Origin of the sequence: Leptospira adleri (genome assembly GCF_002811985.1) — a bacterium.
In the GTDB taxonomy this organism is placed as follows: domain Bacteria; phylum Spirochaetota; class Leptospiria; order Leptospirales; family Leptospiraceae; genus Leptospira; species Leptospira adleri.
This window is the reverse complement of sequence record NZ_NPDU01000027.1, coordinates 30,893-51,988: the sequence shown is the minus strand read 5'-3', so window position 1 is coordinate 51,988 and position 21,096 is coordinate 30,893. Positions and strand designations below refer to the sequence as shown.

Genomic DNA, 21,096 nt, shown 5'->3' with positions numbered 1-21,096 from the left:
TCGGGTGAATTTGCGGGAACTCCCCGGTCTACGCCTCACGGAAAAATCGGCATAAGAGTGAATCTTTCTGATAAAGGTATTCGTTTCTACTTTTTGATGTTTCCTTGAAGAATTTGGTTTCCAAACGAGTGCGGGAACTCCCGCGTTTTTGGTATCACGGAATGGTTTTCTTCGAAGGTTGACTTTCTGGGTGTTGTGTGAGTTCCTACTTTTTCAAATCCACAGAAGAATTTTGACTTCCAAAGGAACGTGGGAGCTCCCTCAATTTCCTGGGTGATTTCGTCTGAAAAGAAAAATCACCCGAAAAAAGTCTAACGTAGCCCCGACAAACCTTTCCCCGAAGTATCCGCTTTCGCGAGGAGTTCCCGCAAATCTTCCGGAAGAGGAAGGGAGGCAAGGATCGGAACATTCACCCCGCCCGTATTTCCAACGGGAACACGATTGAAAAGGGATCCCAAACCTCCGACGGAAAGTCGCAAGAGTTGTCCGAAAAATTCTTTCCAATTCGCGGTTCTTACCGCAAAGACGAGCATTCTAAAATGGATTCCTGTGTGCGGCAACGGATGATATTGTCCAATCAGATGAGCCCTCTCTAAAAATTTCCAGGCCTCCATCCAATTCTTCTCTTTGAGTCGGACGTGATACGAGTTCAGTTCTTTTTTGTAAGCGACTTTGAAATGTTTCGGCATTCTAAAATTCATAGGACCTCTCTATGGACGGTTTTTGAATGATAGAATCAAACGAAGCAAATGTCTTGAAGAAAGGGGCTGTTTAAAAAAACTTTTTCAATTGGAAGAAGAATTTTTACGGAGAGAATCTACAATATCTAAAAGTATATTACAAAATAGGAATCATCTCCGCAAAGACCGTTTTCCAAAAACCGGGATATCGGCTTTGTTCCCGGATTTTTTCCCATTCTTCTTCCGTATAAACGAATAAGTTCCATTCGACCGGCATTCGTAAAAGTTCCGGGAAGAGTTCCTGTCTTTCTAAAAAGGGAAGATCCGTTTTCGCGATCACGATCAGATCCACGTCGCTGTATGCGTGTTGAGAATTTCTTGCGACGCTTCCGAATAAAAACGTCTTGTTTACTTTTTCCCGAAGAGCGGATTGAATGTTTCGGATCAGCTCCTCTCGAGTCATCCCTCCGAGGGGATCTCTTTTTGGGAAAACGATTACGCTCATCGGATTTTTTCTTTTACGATGCGAATCAGTTTTTCCGCAAATACGAAGGCTTCTTTTGCCTGCGATTTTTCAAAGTATTCGAACGGCGCTCCGTCCGTAAACGCATCGGGGTAGCGGGTGGGAATATAATACAAATCTAATTTTTGTCCGATGGATTCGATTTCTCCGTTTTCATTCAGCTCTTTCGCGATCGTCTTTACGGAATGGGACTTTACAAGATCGGCGCCTCTAAAGTAAGCAAGAGCCTTTAAAGCCTTTTCCCCCACTTGCTGACAGACGAAACAGGCTTGCGCAAAGAAACCCGAATTGAGAGACACTTCCGCCCATTCCAAGTCTCTTTCGGCTTGGGCGAGCCAGTCTTTCCATCTCGGGTTTTGCATCGTGCTTTATCTTTCGGAAAGAGGAACGTATTTTCTTCCGATTTCTCCGGTGTAAATTTGTTTCGGACGAGCCTTACTGTAGTTTCCGGAAACGCGTTGTTCTCTCCAATGGGCGAGCCATCCCGGGAGTTTTCCGATTACCTGCATCGCGGTAAAAAGTTCTTTAGGAATTCCTATCGAATTGAAAATCACGGCGCTGTAAAACTCAAGGTTGGGGTAAAGGTTTTGATTGATGTAATATTCATCATTTTGCATATACTCGTCGATCTTGAGTGCGACTTCGGCGATCGGATTGAGAGGATGTTTTTTGTAGAATTCGTGAAAGAGTTTTCCGGCGATGATCGCTCTTCTGCTTTTCGCGGTGTAGGCCTTGTGACCGAAACCGTTTGAAAAGAGCCTTTCCGAATCGCCTTTGAACTTCTCGAAGTATTCCGCGACCGACTTTCTCGACTTGATGATGTCCTCGATCAAACCGACCGCCGCGACTTGACGCCCGCCTTCTCTGGAACCCCAGAGCGCGTTGATCGCGGAAGAGATCGAGGCGAAAAGATTCGCCTGAGTCGAACCGATCACCTGAACCGTAGTGTTGGAAACGTTTTGTTCGTGATCCGCGTAGAGAATCCAGAGCTGATTGAGAATCCGATCCACGTCTTCGCTAGGAACGTGATCTTTGGAAGGAATCGAAAACAACATATAAAGAAAGTTCGTACAATAAGGATGTTTGTCCAAAGGATAAACGAAAGGTTGTCCCACGATCTTTTTGTAACTGAAGGCCGCGATCGTTCTGATCTTTGCGAGAAGTCTTGCGGAATGATCGATCCCTTTGTCGAGGGATTCTTCGTATTCTTCCGGATAATAACTGGAAAGAGAAGTTACCATCACGGAAAGGACCGCGAGAGGATGACCTTTTCCGGGAAAGCCGTCGAAAAGATTGATCATGTCTTCGTGGATCAAAGAATGTTTGGAAAGTTTTAAGGAGAAGTCTTTGAGTTGTTGTTCGGTGGGAAGTTTACCGTAGATCAAAAGATAACTGGTTTCCACAAAGGTGGAATGTTGAACGAGATCGGCGACGTCGTATCCTCTGTAGTGAAGTTCTCCCGAATCGGGATCCCTTCTGGAAATGCGGCTCACTGCGTACGCGGTATTAAAAAAACCGGGATCGTAGGAAATGAGTCCGGTCTTTTGATGGAGTTCACGAATATCGATCCCTTTTTTTCCATCCGTTCCGGCGATCAATGGCAACTGGTAGGATTTCTCCCCAACTTTGATTTCAATGAATTCACTCATACCGATAAGGAACCTCGGAGAATGGTACGCGTCAATTCTTCTAATTTTAGGAACGTTGATTTTTCCCGTTTCTTCTGGACAAAACTTCGGGGTCGGCTTTCCTTTTCGCATTTCCTATGAACCCGAATTTAGCTCCGGATATATCCTGGCTCGGTCTCCAATTTCTGATCCAACTCGGTCCGGGATATTGTATCCTTCTTTTTTTCACGGAACTCGCTAAACACAAACGCGGAGAAGAATTTACCGGGATGTTTTATTTGGCGTTTCTTATGGCGTCCGTCGAATCTCGGATCGGTTTGGTTTCGATTCCGGGAACGGGAGCTTATCCGTTTCTCTGGATCTTCTTTTTTTCATCTCTTTTTGCGATGGGCCCCGTGCTCCTTCTTGTCTTGGGAAGAATGTTGGAATTCGCTCTCGAGAAGAAGATCCCGTTAAAGAGACATTTTTTTCCGGCGTATCTCGCCGTTCTTTGCGAGTTGATCTTTTTTCTTTATCCGACGGATTCGAAATCGAAACTCATAGAAGACGCGTTCGTGCATCGGGGCAAAAGTCCGATTTCTCTTCTGATCGGGATCGGCTATCTTCACCTAACAATCTATTGTTTCTATTCGGTTTATCTTTTTTGGAAATCTTTTCGGGAGATAGACTTTCATCTCTCAAGACTTGCCTCCTGGATTCTTCTCGTCACGATCGTATCGGTTCAACTTTCCGGAATCGGCTTCTATTTGGACTTTCCAAAACTGTTCGCGTTCGCTTCCGTGTTGATGACGTTCGGCAACGGACTCGTCTTTGTATTCACGGCGAGATATCCGAACTTCTTCAATTCTCTCAAATTGGAATTACAGCAAAAACGATACGAGAAAACTCAACTCGGCGGACTCAACTTGGACGCGATCCGAACTCGTCTGACTGAACTTATGGAAGAGGAAAAAATCTATCGAGAGGAAGAATTGCGGATGCAGGATCTCGCCGAAAAACTTCTGATCACGCCGCATCAGCTTTCGAGGATTCTGAACGAAACATACGAGAAGAATTTCAACGAGTTCATCAACGGATTCCGGATTCAAGAGGCGAAAAAAATTCTTCTGGAAGAACCTGAAAAGACGATTCTGTCCATCGGTTTCGAAGTCGGTTTTAATACGAAGTCCACGTTCAACGCTCAATTCTTAAAAATCGCGGGAATGACTCCGGCCGAGTGGAGAAAAAAAATCTAAAAATCGGTCGTAAATCATAAGATCGGACGATTACTCCTGTGACATGCGTTACAATCTCCGAACCGAACTCGAAAAAGAGTTTGAAAGGAGAATCCGAATGTCTCGCGAATATTATACTTCCGCGGATCTGAACGATTTTAAGAACGTGCAAAAACTTGCATACGATGCCGTCGAGTGGGTTCGCGAGCGTCTCGTCGTCGGAATGACGGAAAAGACGGCGGCTTCTCTGATCGATTCTTATATCTACGAAAGAGGCGGAAAAAATTTCTTTCATTACGGATTTGCGTGGTTCGGAGACAGGACTTGTTTTCGCGGATTCAGAAGGCCGCTCACTTGGAAGCGGATCGGAGGGGAAGGGCTTCTCCCTCACTTCGGATTTCAGTTTCAACCTTCCGATCGAAAGTTAAAGGAAGGAATGGCGGTCATCTTAGACGTTGCGCCTAACGTGAAAGGTGTGACCGCGGACGTGGGATATTCTTTCTCGTTCGGTAAAAATTCCGAAGTGGAACAGGGACGCAAGGATCTCAAAGAATTCAGAACTCTTATCCTGGAGCTGGTCCGTTCCGAAAGATCCATGGGCGATATCTACCGGGCCTGCGACGATCTCATTCAAGATCTGGGTTATTCCAATTGTCATACGATTTATCCTAACGGAGTTTTGGGCCACAAAGTCGGAAGGGTTCCGGCCTCGAACTTTCCGGCTGGAAGGTTTCTCGGTTTTCCTCCGCAGACGTTTCTTTATTTGGTGCCGCAAATTCTTAAAGGGATTTTCGCATCTTCCTCCAACGCTTCTCCTCTCTGGGGAGAATTTACAAAGTCGCGCGCGGACGCGGGGCTCTGGGCGGTCGAGCCTCATATCGGAAAGATTTATTCCGGTTCGCGAGAGGAGGAAAGTTTCGGAGTGAAATGGGAAGAGATCTTGGTAGTAAGCGACTCCGATGCGTTCTGGCTCGACGAGGATCTGCCTCACGTTCGTTTTTGGGAAAAACAGGAACGGATCTCAAAGGTGAAAAAGGTTTCTTCTCTTCCTAAAACGAAAAAGAATCCGAAGCCGAGGGTCGGAGCCGCGTAAAAAAATCGGAACTTGGATTCCGAAATACGATCGTTCCTTGCGAGGCGAACTCCGCCGCCCGTTCGGATTGAGGCGCTAAAGAAAATTAGAATATTCTAAAATAACAATGCGAATGGAAGAATTATGAATCAGATCCAAAAACCGGACTACCCGGTTCGAAAACCCAGATTTCAATTTTCGGACGACGTTCCGAAACACTGGTGCGGAGGAAGCGCCTCTCTTACGCACGTTCTGAACGCGTGGACGATCCTCTTTCCCGAAGGGGAGAAATACTTTATCAGAACGATTCAGAAACACATTCCGAGTCTCAAAGAAGGAAAGGTTAAAAGAAACGCGATCGCCTTCGTGGGTCAGGAAGCGCAACACGCGGGAGAACACAAAAAATTCTGGCAGAATCTGAAGAACCAAGGTTATCGTTTCGAAGGTTTTATGAATTTTGTGGTTTGGTTCGCCTTCGGTCTTTTGGAAAAACTTTTTTCCGAAAGAATGAATCTCGCCGCAGTCGCCGGACTGGAACACTACACCTCGCTCGTAGCAGATCTCGGTTTAAGAAGCGGTCTTCTCAAACCGGCGCATCCGGAGATGAGAAGGCTCTTCGAATGGCACGCAGCGGAGGAGTTGGAGCACAAGTCCGCCGCCTTCGACGTTTTGAAAGAAGTCACGAAGAGTTATTGGATCCGTGTTTTCGGAATGTGTATCGCATCGGGAATCTTTTTCGCGTTCACCTTTATCGCGGTATTGATGTTTCTTTGGCAGGACGGGATTCTTTTTAAATTGCAAACTCAGAAAGAACTCTTTCAACTTCTCTTCACGAAAGAGAAAGTTCTTCCGTTGACGATGCGGGCCGCGTTTCGATATTTCGGAGTCTCCTTTCATCCCGACGAAGAGGACAATCTCCACTTAGCCAAAGAAATTTTTTCATCACAAGAACACCAATACAGAGAAGCAACATGAGCAAATTGAAAGAGAAGACGATCTTAATCACCGGAGCCAACGGAGGTTTCGGTAGAGAACTTACAAAACAACTTTTGGAAAAGGGAGCCGATTTGATTCTTACGGATCTCAAGGCCCCGAGTACGGACGCGGATTTTTATCTTCAGAGAAAGTGGATCGAAAACGGTAAGAACGGTTTCCATCCTAAACGCGTGGGAAAGATCTTAGGAAGTTTTTCCGGAGATCTGCAGACGCAGGAAGGTTGTAAGGATGTATATCAGAATACTCTAAACCTTTCTCCGAGGGGAGTGGACGTCCTGATAAACAACGCGGGGCTTGCGTTCAAAGGCGGACTTCTGGACGTTCCCGATAAAAACTGGAATCTTATCCTGGACGTGAATCTCTACGCTCCGATCCATCTGAGTCGTTTGTTTGTGCCGGCGATGTTGGAAAGAAAACAAGGACAGATTGTAAATCTTTCTTCGGTCGCAGGTCATGTCGCCGCAGGGGAATTGATCTATTATTCGATTTCCAAATTCGGAATACGCGCGATGGGCGAGGCTATGGACGCGGATCTCCGCAAAAAGGGGATCGCGGTTACGAACGTATATCCTTTCTTTGCGGATACGGGGATTCTCAAATCGCAGCAGTTCGGAAAACAACAGGAGATTCCGATGGGAATCGTGGACAGCCCGATCGCCGTCGTAAAAGCGATCGTGAAAGGAATGGAAAAAAGAAAACTGCACGTCTTTCCCGGAATAAAATCCAAGACCATCAGTTTTTTCAGCCGCATGACGCCGAATATCGTCCATAAGGTCACGAGTCTCAGCGACAGGTTCTAAGAATTAATATATTAAGAATTTATCGTGTATTTGCGGATACGATTTTGATAAGCGACATCGTGTCCCTTCGGTTCTTATTTTAAAGTTCAGACGGGAAAATCCGGAAATTACCGAAAGCCGTTTCGTCCAGGCACGATCGATCTCTTAAAACGGAAAATGAAATGATAACTTTATCGTCCGAAAAACAAAAGACATTCAAAAAAACGAAAGTGATTCTTCCGTTTAGGACGACCTCGGTCCGTAACGGGAATTTGGATCTTTTTCTGAAATACAACACGACCGCCGCGGAAAGACCCGAAAGGGAAACGATCCTATTCGTTCACGGATATCCGGACGAACACTCCACATGGGATCGGCAATTGGAATTGTTAAGCGAAGAATTCAACGTGGGCGCTTTCGATCTCAGAGGCGCGGGGAATTCGAGTAAACCGAAGAAACAAAAAGATTACAACGCGCAAGTCGTCTTCCAAGACTTTGAAGCGGTGATTCGTTTTTTAGGAAACGGAAGACCGGTCCATCTTGTGGCGCACGATTGGGGCGCTCTTCTTTCATGGGCCTTTGTGGGAGATTCCGAATTTTCAAAGCGGATTCTTTCTTATACTGCAATGGGCGGTCCGCATCCTATCGTCGCGAGAAATCTGATGTTCCGTTATTTTTTCAGTTTGAATCCGAAAAAGATCCTGACCTCGCTCAGACAATCGCTGAAGTCCTGGTATATAGTATTTTTTCAGATTCCTTTGCTTCCTGAATTTCTGATTTCTATGTTCACCCTGTTTGTGTGGAAGTTTCTCATGCACGAGGCTGAGATTCCGAAAGGAGATCCGATGCGAAGTTTTACGAGACGCGAAATTCTTAAAAGCGCGCTCTATCCGATCAACTTATACAGAGAACTCATCCGTGGAAAAAAATTTCCCACTCCGGAAAGGATATCCGTTCCTGTTCGGCTTCTCGTTCCGATTCGAGATATGGCGATCGGTCCGGAGTGTTACGTATCTCACGCGGCGATCTGCGATTCGCTCGAAACTACGTTTATCGATTCCAATCATTGGATTCAGAAAGAAAAGCCGGACCTTGTAAGCGCCGAGATACGTAACTTCGTGAATCGAAACTCTTCTCAAAAGATTTCCAATCGAAGATTCTCCTGACAGGTCGGCGTATGGCTTGAGAGATGGATTCTGCTTTAAAATTTGAAACAGCGTAGAATGAAAAAAACATAGCCAGAGGGCTTACTCGGGTAATTTTAGTATTTTGATATACTAGATTCGAACGACTTACCCGCCGCATGAAACAGATACAACTTAGAAATCAAACGATTTCAATCCGATCAATTCTTACCGTTTTCCTTTTTTGTTTTTCAGTTCTTCCGATTTTTGCGGAAACAAAATCGAAAGAGAAGGATTTTCAAGACGTGGTTCCCTTCGCTCAGGCGAACGCGGAGATTAAAACCGAAACTCTTCCCGCCCCGGTGGATCCTAAAAAAACCGAAGCCGAAAGAAGGGTGGATCAACGTAAGGGAACGTGGAGTTTTCAGTGGGGATACAACCGCGACTATTACACTCAGAGCGATATCACTTTCAAAGGTCCGGGTTATAACTTCACTCTCAAAGACGTGGTTGCAAAAGATAAACCCGAAAAACTCGACGCATCCGTATATCTCAATCCGAGTCTTTGGGAAATTCCGCAATACAACTTTCGCCTAACGTATTATTTCGCGGATAAATTTTTTATCGCCTTCGGTCAGGATCATATGAAATACGTGATGAGCCGGGGACAAGCCGCAAACATCAACGGTTATATCGATCCGCTTGCGATTCAGAGGGCTCATCTCGGAACGGCTTCCGATATGGCGGTTTATCTTTATCTTTTTCCGGACGCATACAAACGTTTGGAAGGTTATCACAACGGGGAAACCATCAACGTAACTCCCGACTTTTTGAAATTTGAACATACCGACGGCTTGAATTTTCTTTATGTCGACGTAGGTACGGTGCAGCCTCTTTGGGTTTCGTCTAACGGAGAAAATGCGTTCAGTTTTGTTTCTTCGGTTGGAGGCGGTCCGATCATCGCGCGAAGCGATGTACGTCTGTTCGGGGAAGGGAAAAACAACCACTTTCACGCATCGGGTTACGGAGTTTCGGGTTACGTCGCGGGAAGAACGGATCTTTACAAATCATTCTTCTTCGAATTCGGCGCGAAGGGAGGATATATCGACCTTCCGAATATCTTTACAACCGGACGTTCCAAGGATCGTGCGAGTCAGAATTTCGGATTTTTAGAGATCATGGTTTTCGGCGGAGTGAACTTCTAAAACGTCTAACCTTAGAATGTTTCCCTCCAGGCTCGTTCTCTTTTCGGCTCCGTGTATTTTTTTGATTTGTTTCGCGATCTTACACGGAGAAAAGAAGAATTTGGAAGAGGCCGAATTTCGGAATTATTTCCTGCTGCATCATAAAATTTCCATCGGTCCGAAAGATACGATTCTTCTGTATCAAGAAGTCTATCGTTGGTTGGGAACGCCCTATAAGGATTTCGGAACGGACGAATCCGGAATCGATTGTTCCAGCTTTACGAGCAGGATCTTATCCAAAGTTTACGGATCGAATCTCAGCGGTCCGAGTTATACGATGGTCCCTCGAACCAATCCGGTATCGAAGGAAGATTTGAGGGAAGGAGATCTGATCTTCTTTTCCATTTCCGGAAACAAGGTGAGTCACGTGGGTATTTATCTGAAAGATAAAAAATTCGCTCACGCTTCGACCAAGCGAGGAGTGACGATCAATTCCTTAGAAGAAGAATATTATAAGAAATATTATACTTCTTCGGGAAGGCTCTGATCATTCGATTGGACCAAAAAGGCGCTTATCAAACGAAACTTTTGTTAAACGAAGTGGATCCGCTTTGCCGAGCTTAAACCCGCAACGAACCTCGGAAGCCTCTCACCGCGTAATAAGACTGAGCGCCGTTGTGATAAACAAAAACGCTGCCGTATCGGAAATCCGCGAAAAGCGCGCCGCCTAATTTTCGGATGCTTGGAGGAGTTTTGATCCAGCTCGAAGTTTTCGCGTCGAATTCGCCTAACGTTTGTAGTTCTCGATATTCTTCTTCGCTTAACAATTCAATTCCCATAGAAACGGCCATATCAATCGCACTGTCTTCCGGTTTGTGTTCCTTTCTGGATTCGAGTCCCTCCCGATCGTAACAAACGCTTCTGCGCCCTTTCGGACTTTCCGCCGCACAATCAAAGAAAACGTATTCGCCTGTTTTTTTATCGTAACCTACGACGTCCGGTTCGCCGCCGCTTTCTTCCATCCGATCGAGTGACCACAGTTTCTCCGCGTAGTCTTTCAACTTTGTCTCCACCTTGTTCCATTCGATCCCTTTGTGACGGTTTTGATTTTTCTCGAATCGGTTCTTTAAGGTTTTGAGAAGAATTTCAATTTGTCCCGGCGCGAGTTCTTTTTGACCGCGATTCTTATTCTTTGCGTTTTTGTTTTTTGTCATATTATTTCTTTCCGTTGAAAATCGGGGTAAACTATATTTTTGCGCGCGAAGAAAATCGCCTAAGTCCATATTCGGTTGTAAGGACGATTGTCCGAAAATGCAAGCCAAACGCGGATTCAACGACGCCGTTTTCTAAAAAGAAAAAGTTTTGCGTCTTCGACTTTTTGATTCTTCCTTTATGTTGCGCTTCGCGCGATGCGAACGTTACGCGTAAAGGGAAGTTTGATTCTTGCGAATGTTACAGGAATCAAGTTCACTCGATACCGTTCCTAAATGACGCGTTCCGATTTCTTTAGGCGGAGGCTCAATTCGTTTTCAGAAGCGTAAAAAAGGAAGATTGAAATTTGACGGACGAGGTTCTCGAACGTTCGTTCTCGTGAGAGAGATGACGAAATTTTAAACGGGAATGGACTCAGGAATCCTTCCAAAAAGAAAGGATCGAATATGTGCGTAAAATTCTCCGTCCCGTAGAAATTTAAGGACGGAGAACCTAAAGGAGAGAAGACCTTTACTTTCGGTCTTATTTTACCGTAATTTTACAATCGCCTGAAAGTTGATTATCGGTACTGATTTTAATATCACAAGCCACATCGTAAGTGAATTTATCCTTGTTATAGGTTCTACTTACACTCACGTTTCCTCCTCCAACGCTGCCGGTTACAGAGACGCTTCCGGTCAATACGTCGACGTAACTTGCCTTGAACTTGAAGTTGTTGTTCGAAAAGGTAGGGTTTTCAGTAATCGTCGGTTTACTAACCACTTCCAAACTTACGTTCTGAGTAACGTTAACGCTCTGGGCTGCTCCGCCGTTGATCGCCATATTTGCGGAAGAGGTGGTATTTTTCTCAACATAATTGATGGTCATGGTTTGAGCCGCCATATCCGCGCTCGCGAATTCGATTTTAGAATCTCCGGTAACCGTGAGATCTCCCGTTGTAACCGAAGAAGTCAGACTTGGAAAATTGAACCAATCGTTGGATTGTGATGCACATTTATCCATCTTCGCTTTTCCGTCCATGTTCATGGAAAACGACATTCCTCCCGCTCCCATTCCGGATGTATAAACGATTTTCATTTTATCCAAGGTAACCGTACCGGAAGGGCTTCCTCCGATCGTACAATTAATGGTGCCGCTCAAGGTAGCCGAACAAGAATTTGCGGAACAAGTTCCGGAATCTCTTGTGAGGGCCGTAGGGAAGGATTGCACTTTTTGCTTAAGAACTGCGACGCTGGATTTTTTTTGAACATACGCGGCTAATTTATTTTTTTCCATTTTAGGAACGGAAAAATTAAAATTTGTGGCTACTCCGCCTTGAATCCCGGAGCTGATCGAATTCGATAATCCGGCAACCGCGGATCTTACTTGAACGCTCGTTTTTGCGGCGTTTTCATTCGCGCTCATTGCAATACCAAGGAGCAACAGAGCGCTCGTGTCGTCTGAACTTTCCTTTTTGCACGTATAAAACTGGAACGCCAACAAGGAAAGACAGATTATTTTTGTGAAATTTTTATTCATGAACTACAACATCCTCTTTGAGGAAAAGATATAAAACTTGCTCTGAAATTTTGTCAATAAATATTCAAAGAGTAATTATCACTTAGGGATTGGTGTTGAGAAATACTTTTATAAAGCCGTACGGAATTACTAAACCGATCTGACTTCCTTCCGTGATTCCTACGGAAGAACGAACGACGCCGATTGTTTTTCCGTTTTCTAAAAACACGCAAGAACCGCTGGCGCCCGGAAACGCGATTTGATTGACTTGGATAAATGGAATCTTCGGAAAAGAAGAATCGAATTGGGTTCTCTCCAAATGCGAAACGTAACCGAAATAAATTCCCGGCGTTCCGCCATACGCGCCCGTCCATGCAAAAACGCGAATGCCCTCCGATAATTCGGAGCGATCTACGAATTCTAAGTTTTCATTCGGGAAGATTTCAGAAGTTTCTTTGAGTCGGAGCAACGCCAAGTCGAACTTTTTCTCCGCCTTCGAAACGGCAACGGGGAAAAAAACATTCGCATCGTAAGAAACAAAAACTTCTCCATAGAGATCGCGCAGTATATGTTCCGTAGTAAGGATTACGTTTTTCCCTAAAACACATCCGGTTCCAAGCGGCGCTAAATTCTTATCCCTATAGATAAGCACCGACCTATTTTTGAGATCTCTCCATTTTCCGGAAGCGTCTTTAGGAGAATCGCAATACGGAAGACAAAGGAAAGAAATTAAGAATGAAACGTGGAGCGCATTTTTTTTTAATTTTAGCAAGGCTTTTCTCCGGATGGATGGATACTAACAGCCAAAAAAAACTTTGAGTTTTCGCAATAAAAAATCATAGTTTTTCCGATTCACGCCACCGTTAAGGATATAAGAAGATCGAAGAGAATCAACGACGAGTCGTAAATACGCGGATCGGCGTCGAACTGAAAACTGCTCTTAGAGAGAACCCGCAATTCTTCTGTATTTCCGGATCCATTCTGTGCGCTCGTTTTCATTCAAGTGCTTCAGATTGTGAAGGAAGTGTCGCTTAACGTGTCGAAACCCGCAATAACGGAACAAGCCGTAATTCATCTCGGGCCGGCCGGGATCGATCATTGCGATCGGATAAGTAGCTCGATGGTGTAAAAGCAGGATATCTTTTTATATCGCATCAACCCCTCCGGGAGAATCGAACCCTTCGGACGATTTTTGAATGAATAAACGAAATCGTACCTCGTCCCGGTGGGAACGGATACTTTTTTAAGCCGAATGATTCGTAATAAATTTCCGGATGAGTTCAGTCACGACTTTCGGTTGTTCTCTGTGCACCCAATGATTAGAATCTAATTTATGGATTTCTAATTTTTCAACGTAGTCTTTCGCGTTTTCGTAAATTTCAGGGAGAACTATAAAGTCCTTTTCGGGAACGATCAACTGTACGGGAATTCGAATGTGAGAAGGTGCGGAGATCACCGTTTTACCGAATAATAATTCTCGGAAGAGATGGATCGGCGCCATGGTAGCGCTGTAGATGTCGTTCCGACTCATCTGTCTTAGGTGGTCCTTTTTAGGAACTCCTCCCAAATCCATGACTAGTTTGTAGATGGGTTCTCCGAAATTCCGCCAGAGGAATTCGGGTAAAAAAGGAATCTGATAAAACCAAATATACCAAGAACGAAAACCTTGATCGAAAACTTTTTTCCAGTTTTCGAGATTGAGGCTGAAGATATCGTCGATCATTCTTTTCCCGGCTAACCACGGATGCGGACCGGATATAGCGGTAAAGGATCTTATATAACCTGAATATTCAGGATCGCTAATGAATAACCAGCCGAGAGCGGCTCCCCAATCGTGTCCCACGAGGTGAACCCTCTTATCTTTGGAAAGAAATCGGATCGCCTCCAAAAGATCGGGAAGGATGGCTGCGTAGTTGTATTCGGATTGTTCCAGGGGTTTCGAAGATCTTCCAAAACCTCTCAGATCGATCGCTCCCAGTCTATAAGATGTTTCCAATTCTTCGATTTGCAAATCCCAGGTTCTGTGAGTATCCGGATAACCGTGTACAAAAAGAATCACATCCTTGGAATCGGTTTCGGAATAAGTAAGAAACAGTTTTACTTTTTGATTTTCGAGGTATGTGTATTTCAAAAGTTCTTCTCCGGGTTTACGAATCGAATCTTCGTAAAAAAGCCAGGCTATGCTCGTTTTACGCCGCAAATTTTCCAGTCTTTTTAAGGAATTTCAATCTTTGTTCTGGTTGGATTTTCGAGCGCGGATTCTAACCTGGCCTCATGTCAGAGAACGGATCCGAAGAAGCTAAGTCGCTTAACGATTCCGGAAATCCGGCGGTGATGTTTCGAAACCGTCTTTCCAGAATGTACAAACACTGGAAGAAATGGGCGCGCAAACGAAGGCTGCAGTGTTTTCGAATCTACGACAGGGATATCCCTCAAGTTCCGGTAAGCGTAGACCTCTACGGACCCTACTGTCAAATCTCAGCTTATAAGAACAGTTACGAAATTTCGGAAGAAGAAAGAGAAAGAGAGAATTTAGAAATCGGTAAGATCGTATCCGAAGTTTTGAATCTAGATCCGGAAAGAATCTTTTGGAAAAAAAGGGAACCCAAAAAAGGGACACAACAATACGAAAAACAATCCGAACAATCCGAACTCTTGGAAGTGGAGGAGAACGGACTTCGTTTCTACGTGAATCTTTCCGATTATCTCGATACCGGTTTGTTTTTGGATCACAGAATCACGAGGGATCTTGTAAGAAAGGAAGCGAAGGATAAGAAATTCTTAAACTTATTTTCATATACGGGGGCCTTTACGGTTTATGCCGCCGCCGGCGGCGCTTCCAAAAGTCTTAGCGTCGATCTTTCCAACACGTATCTTGCATGGGCGGAAGAAAACCTCAGAGCGAACGGTTTCTCGACGACCAAACATAGAATGTTTCGCGCCGACGTTATCGAATGGCTTCGCAACGAACGAAAAGAAAACGATCGTGAAAGATTCGATCTAATCGTGGTCGATCCGCCGACTTTTTCCAATAGTAAGAAGATGACCGATATCTTCGACGTTCAACGAGACCACGTCGAGATTCTCAATATTCTTTACCGAGACTTTGCGCTTCCGGGAGCGATTCTTTATTTCTCCACCAACTTTAGAAGATTTCAACTTTCCGAGAAGTCGATCCTCTGGGATCAAATAGAAGACATCTCTAAAAAAACTTTGCCCGACGACTTCAGAAACGAAAGAATACATTTCTGTTGGCGAATGCAAAAGCCGAGCTGATTCTTGACGGAGGTTTGCCGCGTTTTTAGGACAGAGCAAAAGATAAATAGAATATTCTAAAATTATTGTAGCTTCGTCCTTATCGTCTTCCGTATTAGAACGTACTACTGAAATCAAACTGAAATATTTTCGGATTTGAAAAGAAATCCTTGCACGAGAGGGAATCTCATTTCCGAAGCCAATCGGAGATCTTCTGCGGTTTCGATTCCTTCCAGGACACAAAGGATATTCGATTCTCTTGCAAAATCGAGAAAGCCCCAGAGAAGATATTTGTAGGATTCCTTCGATTTTATCAGATTCAGCCAATATTTATCAAACTTAATATATTTAGAATATTCCAAAAAGTCAAAACAGAAAAGATTCTCTCGTCCTCCTACGTCGTCCAATGCCAAAGGAATCTCCGCTCCGCTCAACTTTTTCAGACAAAAGCGGGTTTCCGCGGTTAAAGTGGAATCCGTGTTTTCAATGATTTCACACACGAGATTTTTTTGTCCGCTCAAAAGATCGCACCAGTGTTTTGCCTGAATTTCATTTTTACAAACGTGCGGATCCAGATTTAAAAAAAGACGTTCGTTGTAAGGACGATTTTGAATTTGGAAACGTTTTAGATTTTTCTCAAACTCGAAAAAAAGTTCCTCGTGATCGTGCAATTCTTTGAATACGAAATCGGGAGAAAGATCGGATCCTTCAATTCTAAAACGCGCGAGGGCTTCGTAGGCGAATATGCTCTCATTTTCCAGAGAAACAATCGGCTGATATTCGGTATTGAAATTACCGTTTTCTAATATATTTGAGAGCGCCTTTTGCAGTGCGGCTTTGTTCGGCGTATTGGAGGCGTGATTCGAAGGATTTTCCGTAGTGATCGATTTTCCTTTCAGGAACTTGTTTATCACCTCGTTCGGTTCTGAACGGCTCGGATGAAAAGAGAAAAGATTCCGGAAAACTCTCCGGTCCAAAATCGAAGTGGATTCGAATCTCGGCAAATCGCTGTTAGGTGTGAATCTGAAAATCGACTTCATGCAAAACCTCATTTTTACAAGCTAAGAGGGAGGATTTAAAAAGTCAACATAAATGAGATTAGGTCTCATTATCATAAATTGAACCCAGAATGTCTTGAATTGGCGATTTCCGTCAGTTTTTATCGTTTGAAACGGGTAGGGTCGAAAGGCGTTTTCTAACTTCTTATTTTTCCAATTTACGCTTTCGAACGGTGAATAAATTCTTTCCTAAACTATTTTATGAAACCGCTTCGATCAATTTCTATTCTTTTTATTCTTGCCGGAGTTGTTTTGCCAATGTGCATAACGTCTCTCCGTTCGGAAGAATCTTTGTCTTCCGGCGCTGCAAATAAGATCGGACATCAGAACGAACGAAGAGTTCAAAAACGTTTTTATGTCGGCGGTTTTGGAATCAAGGAGCTCTCCTGGTTTCAATCCGGATATAATCTTAGCGAAAGATTTTCCGTATCCTTTCTCGCACATCAAAGGCATCGCGCGGATCATTTTGATTTGGATCGAACCGGCTATCAATCGGGAGCGGCGGCATTCTCCTTACAAAACAAAGACTTCACACAAAATCAATACACGATTTCGTTGGAATGGTTTCCGTTTACGATTCCATACTATTTCAGCATCGGGATCGGACAGGAATTTTATTTTCAAAGGGACCGTAAGAATGAAATTGTTGTCTACTCCGATGGAAGTGCGGACTCTAAAACCTGGCAATATTCAATTTCCAATAAAAGGGCGTATCTCGCTCCCGGAGCCGGGTTACGTTATGTGTTCTCTTCCGGGATATTTTTGAACGGAGGATTTAGCGTTTTACTTTTTACGAACAGTTCCGCTCACATTCAAAGAGAAGAGATTAGTTTTTACAATCTAAAGCCGGACCCGGCTATCTTGGAAAGAATCTGGAAAGACGGCAAGGAAAAGGAATTGGATCGTGCAAAGGGAATCGGGATCCAATTGTTTTTATCCGCCGGCATTTCGTTTTAAACCGATTTAATTTAATCAGAAATTAACAGAGAGTCTGTATCCTACTCCGGGTTCCGTCAAAAGCAGCTCGGGGTTGGACGGGTCCGTTTCGATTTTCTTTCTGAGACTTGCGACGTGAACCCTCAAAGGGCCGGACTCGTTTTTGGCGAGGGGACCCCAGATATGACGGATGATTTGTTCCTGGGTCAATACCTTGCCCGCGTGCTGGATCAATAGGGTAAGAAAGGAAAATTCGATCGGAGTCAAATGAACCGTTTTTCCCGAAACCTGAACGTTTCTTCCCGCCAAATCGACGAATAAATTTCCGGAAATAAAAAACGGCGAACCGGTATCCTGAGTTTTATTGCGAAGAGCCACTCGGATTCTTGCGAGAAGTTCTCCCATACTAAACGGTTTTGTAATATAGTCGTCGGCGCCCGTGTCCAATAACGTGATTTTTTCGGGATCGGAAGATAACACCGATAAAACGATGACGGGAGTTTCGCTCCAGGTTCTGATTTCTCTCAATGCGTCGATTCCGTTTCCATCCGGGAATTGTAAGTCCAACAGAATGACATCGGGAGATTCCGCTGCGGCTTTTCGAATTGTCTCTTGAACGGTGCTCGATTCGATTACGTCGTAATGCGAGGCATTGAGGCTGATGCGGATCATCTTTCGAATTCGATCGTCGTCGTCCGCTACGAGAATTTTTGAGTTCATAATTTCAGCCCGGCTTTACGGGAATGTCGATGCAAAATCTAGCGCCGCCTTCTTTTTTGTTTTCCGCTATCAATGTTCCCTGATGAGTCTCGACGATGGACTTGCTTATGGAAAGACCGAGCCCGCTTCCAACGTGATTTCGATTCTTACTTCTATAAAATTTTTCGAAGATTTTTTCAAGATCTTCTTCGGCGATTCCAGGACCATTGTCCTCCACGACGTATTGGATTCTTTCCTTTCCGCAGATCAACTCGATCGAAATCGGGGAGTTTTCCGGAGAAATCTGAACTGCGTTGAATACGATATTAAAAAGAGCCTGCTCCATAAGAGTGAAATCCATCCAAACCGGAATCGGATTTTCGGGAATACGAATCACACACCGGCTGTTCTTAACGGTTTGTCTAAGTCTCCTTACGACGACGTGGATCAGATCGGACGGATCGTGCCAGTCTTGTCTTAGTTTTAAAAAGCCGGATTCGAAGCGGCTCATGTCCAAAAGATTTCCCAATAACAAATTAAGAATCATACTGCTTTCATTGATTTCGTTTAACAATTCTTTGCGTGCCTCGGAAGAATTGTCGATTTCCGGTTCGAGAAGCGCGGTAACCGCGCCTCGAATCGCTGAAAGAGGAGTTTTTAATTCGTGAGAAAGCGAATTGAAGATGATGGTATAGAGTCTTTCGGATTGATTCGCGAGATATCTGGTTCTTGTCTCTTCGGATAACAATTCCCTTTCGAGAGCGAGCGCGATCTGATTTCCCATCGTAAGCAAAAGATTTTCCTGATCCAGATTGAGTCTTTCGTTTAAAATGATTCCCAAAACTCCGATGATCTTACCCGGTGCGACCATGGGGAAGTAGGTTCCGAGCGACATCGAAAGAGTGTCCGAAAACTTTCCTGCGGGAGTTCTATTCTTATAAACCCAGTTTGCAACGGCTGTCTCCTTCGAATCCGGAAAAAAATTTCCGGCTCTCGAGGAACTTGAATCGATCGTGCCCTGGTTTTCCAAAAGAATCGTCACGTCGGTTTGAAAAACTTTTTTTAAATATTCGGCGCCGATCTCCGATATCTGACGGATTTCCCTAGCGTGGCCTAATTCTTTGGAAAGCTCGTATAACGTAGCCAATCTTAATTCCCGATTGACGAGGGCTTTTTCCTTTTGTCTCAATCTGGAAGTCACGTTGCCTATGATGATCGATATAAAAAGAAAAGAGCCGAACATCAGAACGTCTTCCAGCTTTTCGATAAAGAACGTATATTTGGGAGGAATAAATAGAAAGTCCCAGAAAATTCCGGAAAGAAGTCCCGCAAGAATCGTGGGGCCTTTTGAGAAAAAGGAACCGATCGCTGAAACGAAGAAGAGATATAAAAAAGAGATGCTCCAATATCCGGTAAACGGTTCTAAAAAAAGACTCAAGCTCGTTGCCAAAAAAATCAGAGCGACCGATGCAACGTATTGTTTTCCTCCGGAAGAAGTTCTTAAAAAACGGCTGAAGATAGATTCTTCCCCGGAAAACAAAGTGTGATCGTAAGGAACCAAACACAACTCGAAGTTGGCCGTTGTCCTCGCGAGCTTCGAAGCGGGAGAGTTCCATTTTTTCCACCAAGACATCGGAGGTTTGCCGAGAACCACTCTCGTGATATTTTTTTGTTCGGCGATTCTGATAATCGCTTCCACCGGGTCTTCGTCCGCCGAGTATAAAATTTCGGAGCCGAGTTCTCTTGCAAAACTCAGATTCTTTTCCAATTGACTCAGATTTTCTTTGGAAAGATTCTCCCTCGTTTGATTGTAGATGGAATACAGTTCCCCGTTTCTTTCGTAAGCAAGCCGTTTCGCATAACGTAACAGAGAGTAAGAATTCGGACTTGCGCTGATCGCGACGAGGATTCTTTCCCTGAATTTTGTGGAGTCGGGAGACGTGTTGACGTGTCGAGCGGTGTAGTTTAACGCGGTTTCTCTTAAGAAGGACAGATTCTCCTTTTTAAAAAAATGATCTCCCGCCAAATTCGCCTTCTCTGGAACATAAACTTTTCCTTCCTGCAGACGTTTGCGGAGATCGTCCGGAGATAAATCGATCAACAGAATTTCATCGGCGATATCCAAAACCGAATCCGGAATCGTTTCCCGAATTCTCACCGAAGTCGTTTTTTCCACGGCCTCGACCTGGCTTTCCAAGTGCTGAACGTTTAGGGTCGTGAAAACGTTGATGCTGTGTTTTAAGATTTCGATAACGTCTTGGTATCTTTTGATATGTCTGCTTCCGGGAATGTTTGTGTGAGCGAACTCGTCGACTAAAACGACTTCCGGTTTTCTTTTAAGAATGGCGTCGATGTCCATCTCTTCGAATTGAATTCCTCTGTGTTCGATAATCTTTCGCGGAATAATTTCGAGTCCTTCCAAAAGTTCTTCGGTCTCTTTTCTGCCGTGAGTTTCGATATAACCAACGACTACGTCGACTCCCTCTTTTTTGAGCGCCCGCGCGGCGTTTAACATCGCGTAGGTTTTTCCGACTCCTGCTACCATTCCGAAAAAAATCTTTAGTTTTCCGGAAACGGATTTCTGTTCCTCGGCTTGTATCTTCCGAAGAAGTTCGTCCGGGTCCAATCTGGAATTTTCTTTCCAATCGGTCATGGGCCTATTTTTCCGAATTTAGAATCAAGATTCAAGTTCAATCTCAAGACGTTGATTCTTTTCTCTCCTATAAATCCAAAGGAAGGTTTTTCGACCGATTGTTCCAAAAGATTTTTCAATTCTAAGATTTGTTCCAGGCTTAGCTTTCTTGCGAAAGCGATTCTTTGGAGTTGAAATTGGGCGGCGGCGGGGGTGATATGAGGATCCAAGCCGGAGCCGGACGCGAATAGAAGATCGGGAGGAATTGCCGATTGATCCGGATGTTTTTTAAGAAGATATTCCTTTCTTTCGTTCACTTTCGACTTTAGAGACGCGTTAGTCGCGCTTTGATTCGAAGCGCCCGAGGCCACCGTTGCGAAGTCCGACGCAGAAGGTCTTGCCCAGAAATATTCATCTTTTGTAAACTTCTGTGCGAGCAATTCGGACCCGACGATTTGTTCTCCATTTTTGATCAAACTTCCGCCCGATTGAAACGGGAAAAGCCTTTCTGAAAAACCGGTGACGACGATGGGATAAAAGATCCCGGTTATAAAGGTAAGAAGGAATAAGGTTCTGATCGCGGTTGACGCCATGTTTAACATAAAAA

The 21,096-nt window shown here is 44.4% G+C and carries 21 protein-coding genes; 9 read left to right on the top strand and 12 right to left on the bottom strand.

The window, feature by feature from the left end; translation table 11 throughout:
• Positions 1-311 precede the first annotated feature (311 nt).
• From CH376_RS12020 to CH376_RS12005, 4 genes are all read right to left on the bottom strand, one after another.
• Positions 312-701 carry a DUF3703 domain-containing protein gene (locus CH376_RS12020; protein ID WP_100787553.1) on the bottom strand — a complete coding sequence of 130 codons (390 nt, stop codon included), beginning with the start codon at positions 699-701 and terminating at the stop codon, positions 312-314.
• Between the two features lie 136 nt (positions 702-837).
• Entirely contained in the window at positions 838-1,185 is a 348-nt protein-coding gene (locus tag CH376_RS12015) for a nucleotidyltransferase domain-containing protein (protein ID WP_100787552.1), read from the bottom strand.
• On the bottom strand, positions 1,182-1,565 hold the full coding sequence (locus CH376_RS12010; RefSeq protein WP_100787551.1) for a HEPN domain-containing protein: 384 nt from the start codon (positions 1,563-1,565) through the stop codon (positions 1,182-1,184). The genes CH376_RS12015 and CH376_RS12010 overlap by 4 nt, the downstream gene beginning before the upstream one ends.
• A 6-nt stretch (positions 1,566-1,571) precedes the next feature.
• On the bottom strand, positions 1,572-2,852 hold the full coding sequence (locus CH376_RS12005; RefSeq protein ID WP_100787550.1) for a citrate/2-methylcitrate synthase: 1,281 nt from the start codon (positions 2,850-2,852) through the stop codon (positions 1,572-1,574).
• 116 nt (positions 2,853-2,968) lie between these two features.
• Between CH376_RS12005 and CH376_RS11995 the strand changes: the two genes are divergently transcribed.
• The 7 genes from CH376_RS11995 (at position 2,969) to CH376_RS11965 (ending at position 9,747) form a co-directional block, all read left to right on the top strand.
• The gene (locus CH376_RS11995; protein ID WP_100787548.1) at positions 2,969-4,066 is read left to right on the top strand and encodes a helix-turn-helix domain-containing protein; all 1,098 of its coding nucleotides are present in this window, start codon (positions 2,969-2,971) and stop codon (positions 4,064-4,066) included.
• A 97-nt stretch (positions 4,067-4,163) separates the two neighbouring features.
• The gene (locus tag CH376_RS11990; RefSeq protein WP_100787570.1) at positions 4,164-5,138 is read left to right on the top strand and encodes a M24 family metallopeptidase; all 975 of its coding nucleotides are present in this window, start codon (positions 4,164-4,166) and stop codon (positions 5,136-5,138) included.
• 123 nt (positions 5,139-5,261) lie between these two features.
• On the top strand, positions 5,262-6,092 hold the full coding sequence (locus CH376_RS11985) for a metal-dependent hydrolase (protein ID WP_100787547.1): 831 nt from the start codon (positions 5,262-5,264) through the stop codon (positions 6,090-6,092).
• Positions 6,089-6,913, top strand: coding sequence for an SDR family NAD(P)-dependent oxidoreductase (locus CH376_RS11980; protein WP_100787546.1), 825 nt, complete (start codon positions 6,089-6,091; stop codon positions 6,911-6,913). Before CH376_RS11985 ends, CH376_RS11980 begins: the two co-directional genes overlap by 4 nt.
• Positions 6,914-7,074: 161 nt before the next feature.
• Positions 7,075-8,058 carry an alpha/beta fold hydrolase gene (locus CH376_RS11975; RefSeq protein ID WP_100787545.1) on the top strand — a complete coding sequence of 328 codons (984 nt, stop codon included), beginning with the start codon at positions 7,075-7,077 and terminating at the stop codon, positions 8,056-8,058.
• A 137-nt stretch (positions 8,059-8,195) separates the two neighbouring features.
• Positions 8,196-9,221, top strand: a complete 1,026-nt coding sequence (locus tag CH376_RS11970) for a hypothetical protein (protein WP_165781831.1) — start codon at positions 8,196-8,198, stop codon at positions 9,219-9,221.
• A gap of 100 nt (positions 9,222-9,321) precedes the next feature.
• Positions 9,322-9,747, top strand: coding sequence for a C40 family peptidase (locus tag CH376_RS11965; protein ID WP_243394848.1), 426 nt, complete (start codon positions 9,322-9,324; stop codon positions 9,745-9,747).
• A gap of 73 nt (positions 9,748-9,820) precedes the next feature.
• Here the strand turns inward: CH376_RS11965 and CH376_RS11960 are convergent, their stop codons facing one another.
• The 4 genes from CH376_RS11960 to CH376_RS11945 form a co-directional block, all read right to left on the bottom strand.
• Positions 9,821-10,414, bottom strand: a complete 594-nt coding sequence (locus CH376_RS11960) for a DUF4256 domain-containing protein (protein ID WP_100787568.1) — start codon at positions 10,412-10,414, stop codon at positions 9,821-9,823.
• Positions 10,415-10,934: 520 nt separating this feature from the next.
• The gene (locus tag CH376_RS11955; RefSeq protein ID WP_100787543.1) at positions 10,935-11,930 is read right to left on the bottom strand and encodes a hypothetical protein; all 996 of its coding nucleotides are present in this window, start codon (positions 11,928-11,930) and stop codon (positions 10,935-10,937) included.
• A gap of 82 nt (positions 11,931-12,012) precedes the next feature.
• Positions 12,013-12,681, bottom strand: coding sequence for a S1 family peptidase (locus CH376_RS11950; protein ID WP_165781830.1), 669 nt, complete (start codon positions 12,679-12,681; stop codon positions 12,013-12,015).
• A gap of 471 nt (positions 12,682-13,152) precedes the next feature.
• Complete coding sequence (locus CH376_RS11945; protein WP_100787567.1) at positions 13,153-14,040, bottom strand: alpha/beta fold hydrolase; 888 nt, start codon at positions 14,038-14,040, stop codon at positions 13,153-13,155.
• A gap of 143 nt (positions 14,041-14,183) precedes the next feature.
• On the opposite strand from CH376_RS11945, the gene CH376_RS11940 reads away from it, so the two are divergent.
• Positions 14,184-15,185 carry a class I SAM-dependent methyltransferase gene (locus CH376_RS11940; protein ID WP_100787541.1) on the top strand — a complete coding sequence of 334 codons (1,002 nt, stop codon included), beginning with the start codon at positions 14,184-14,186 and terminating at the stop codon, positions 15,183-15,185.
• Positions 15,186-15,298: 113 nt separating this feature from the next.
• Here the strand turns inward: CH376_RS11940 and CH376_RS11935 are convergent, their stop codons facing one another.
• On the bottom strand, positions 15,299-16,204 hold the full coding sequence (locus tag CH376_RS11935) for an EAL domain-containing protein (RefSeq protein ID WP_100787540.1): 906 nt from the start codon (positions 16,202-16,204) through the stop codon (positions 15,299-15,301).
• A gap of 276 nt (positions 16,205-16,480) precedes the next feature.
• On the opposite strand from CH376_RS11935, the gene CH376_RS11930 reads away from it, so the two are divergent.
• A complete protein-coding gene (locus tag CH376_RS11930) occupies positions 16,481-17,179 on the top strand; it encodes a hypothetical protein (protein ID WP_125231986.1) in 699 nt (232 codons plus the stop codon).
• 15 nt (positions 17,180-17,194) lie between these two features.
• On the opposite strand, the gene CH376_RS11925 is transcribed toward CH376_RS11930, so the two are convergent.
• From CH376_RS11925 to kdpC, 3 genes are read right to left on the bottom strand one after another with little or no spacing between them, the layout of a single operon-like run.
• Positions 17,195-17,878: a response regulator gene (locus CH376_RS11925; protein WP_100787538.1), complete on the bottom strand. Its 684-nt coding sequence runs from the start codon at positions 17,876-17,878 to the stop codon at positions 17,195-17,197.
• 4 nt (positions 17,879-17,882) lie between these two features.
• Complete coding sequence (locus CH376_RS11920; RefSeq protein ID WP_100787537.1) at positions 17,883-20,510, bottom strand: sensor histidine kinase; 2,628 nt, start codon at positions 20,508-20,510, stop codon at positions 17,883-17,885.
• Positions 20,507-21,091, bottom strand: a complete 585-nt coding sequence (kdpC, locus tag CH376_RS11915) for a potassium-transporting ATPase subunit KdpC (RefSeq protein WP_100787536.1) — start codon at positions 21,089-21,091, stop codon at positions 20,507-20,509. Before kdpC ends, CH376_RS11920 begins: the two co-directional genes overlap by 4 nt.
• Positions 21,092-21,096: the final 5 nt, after the last annotated feature.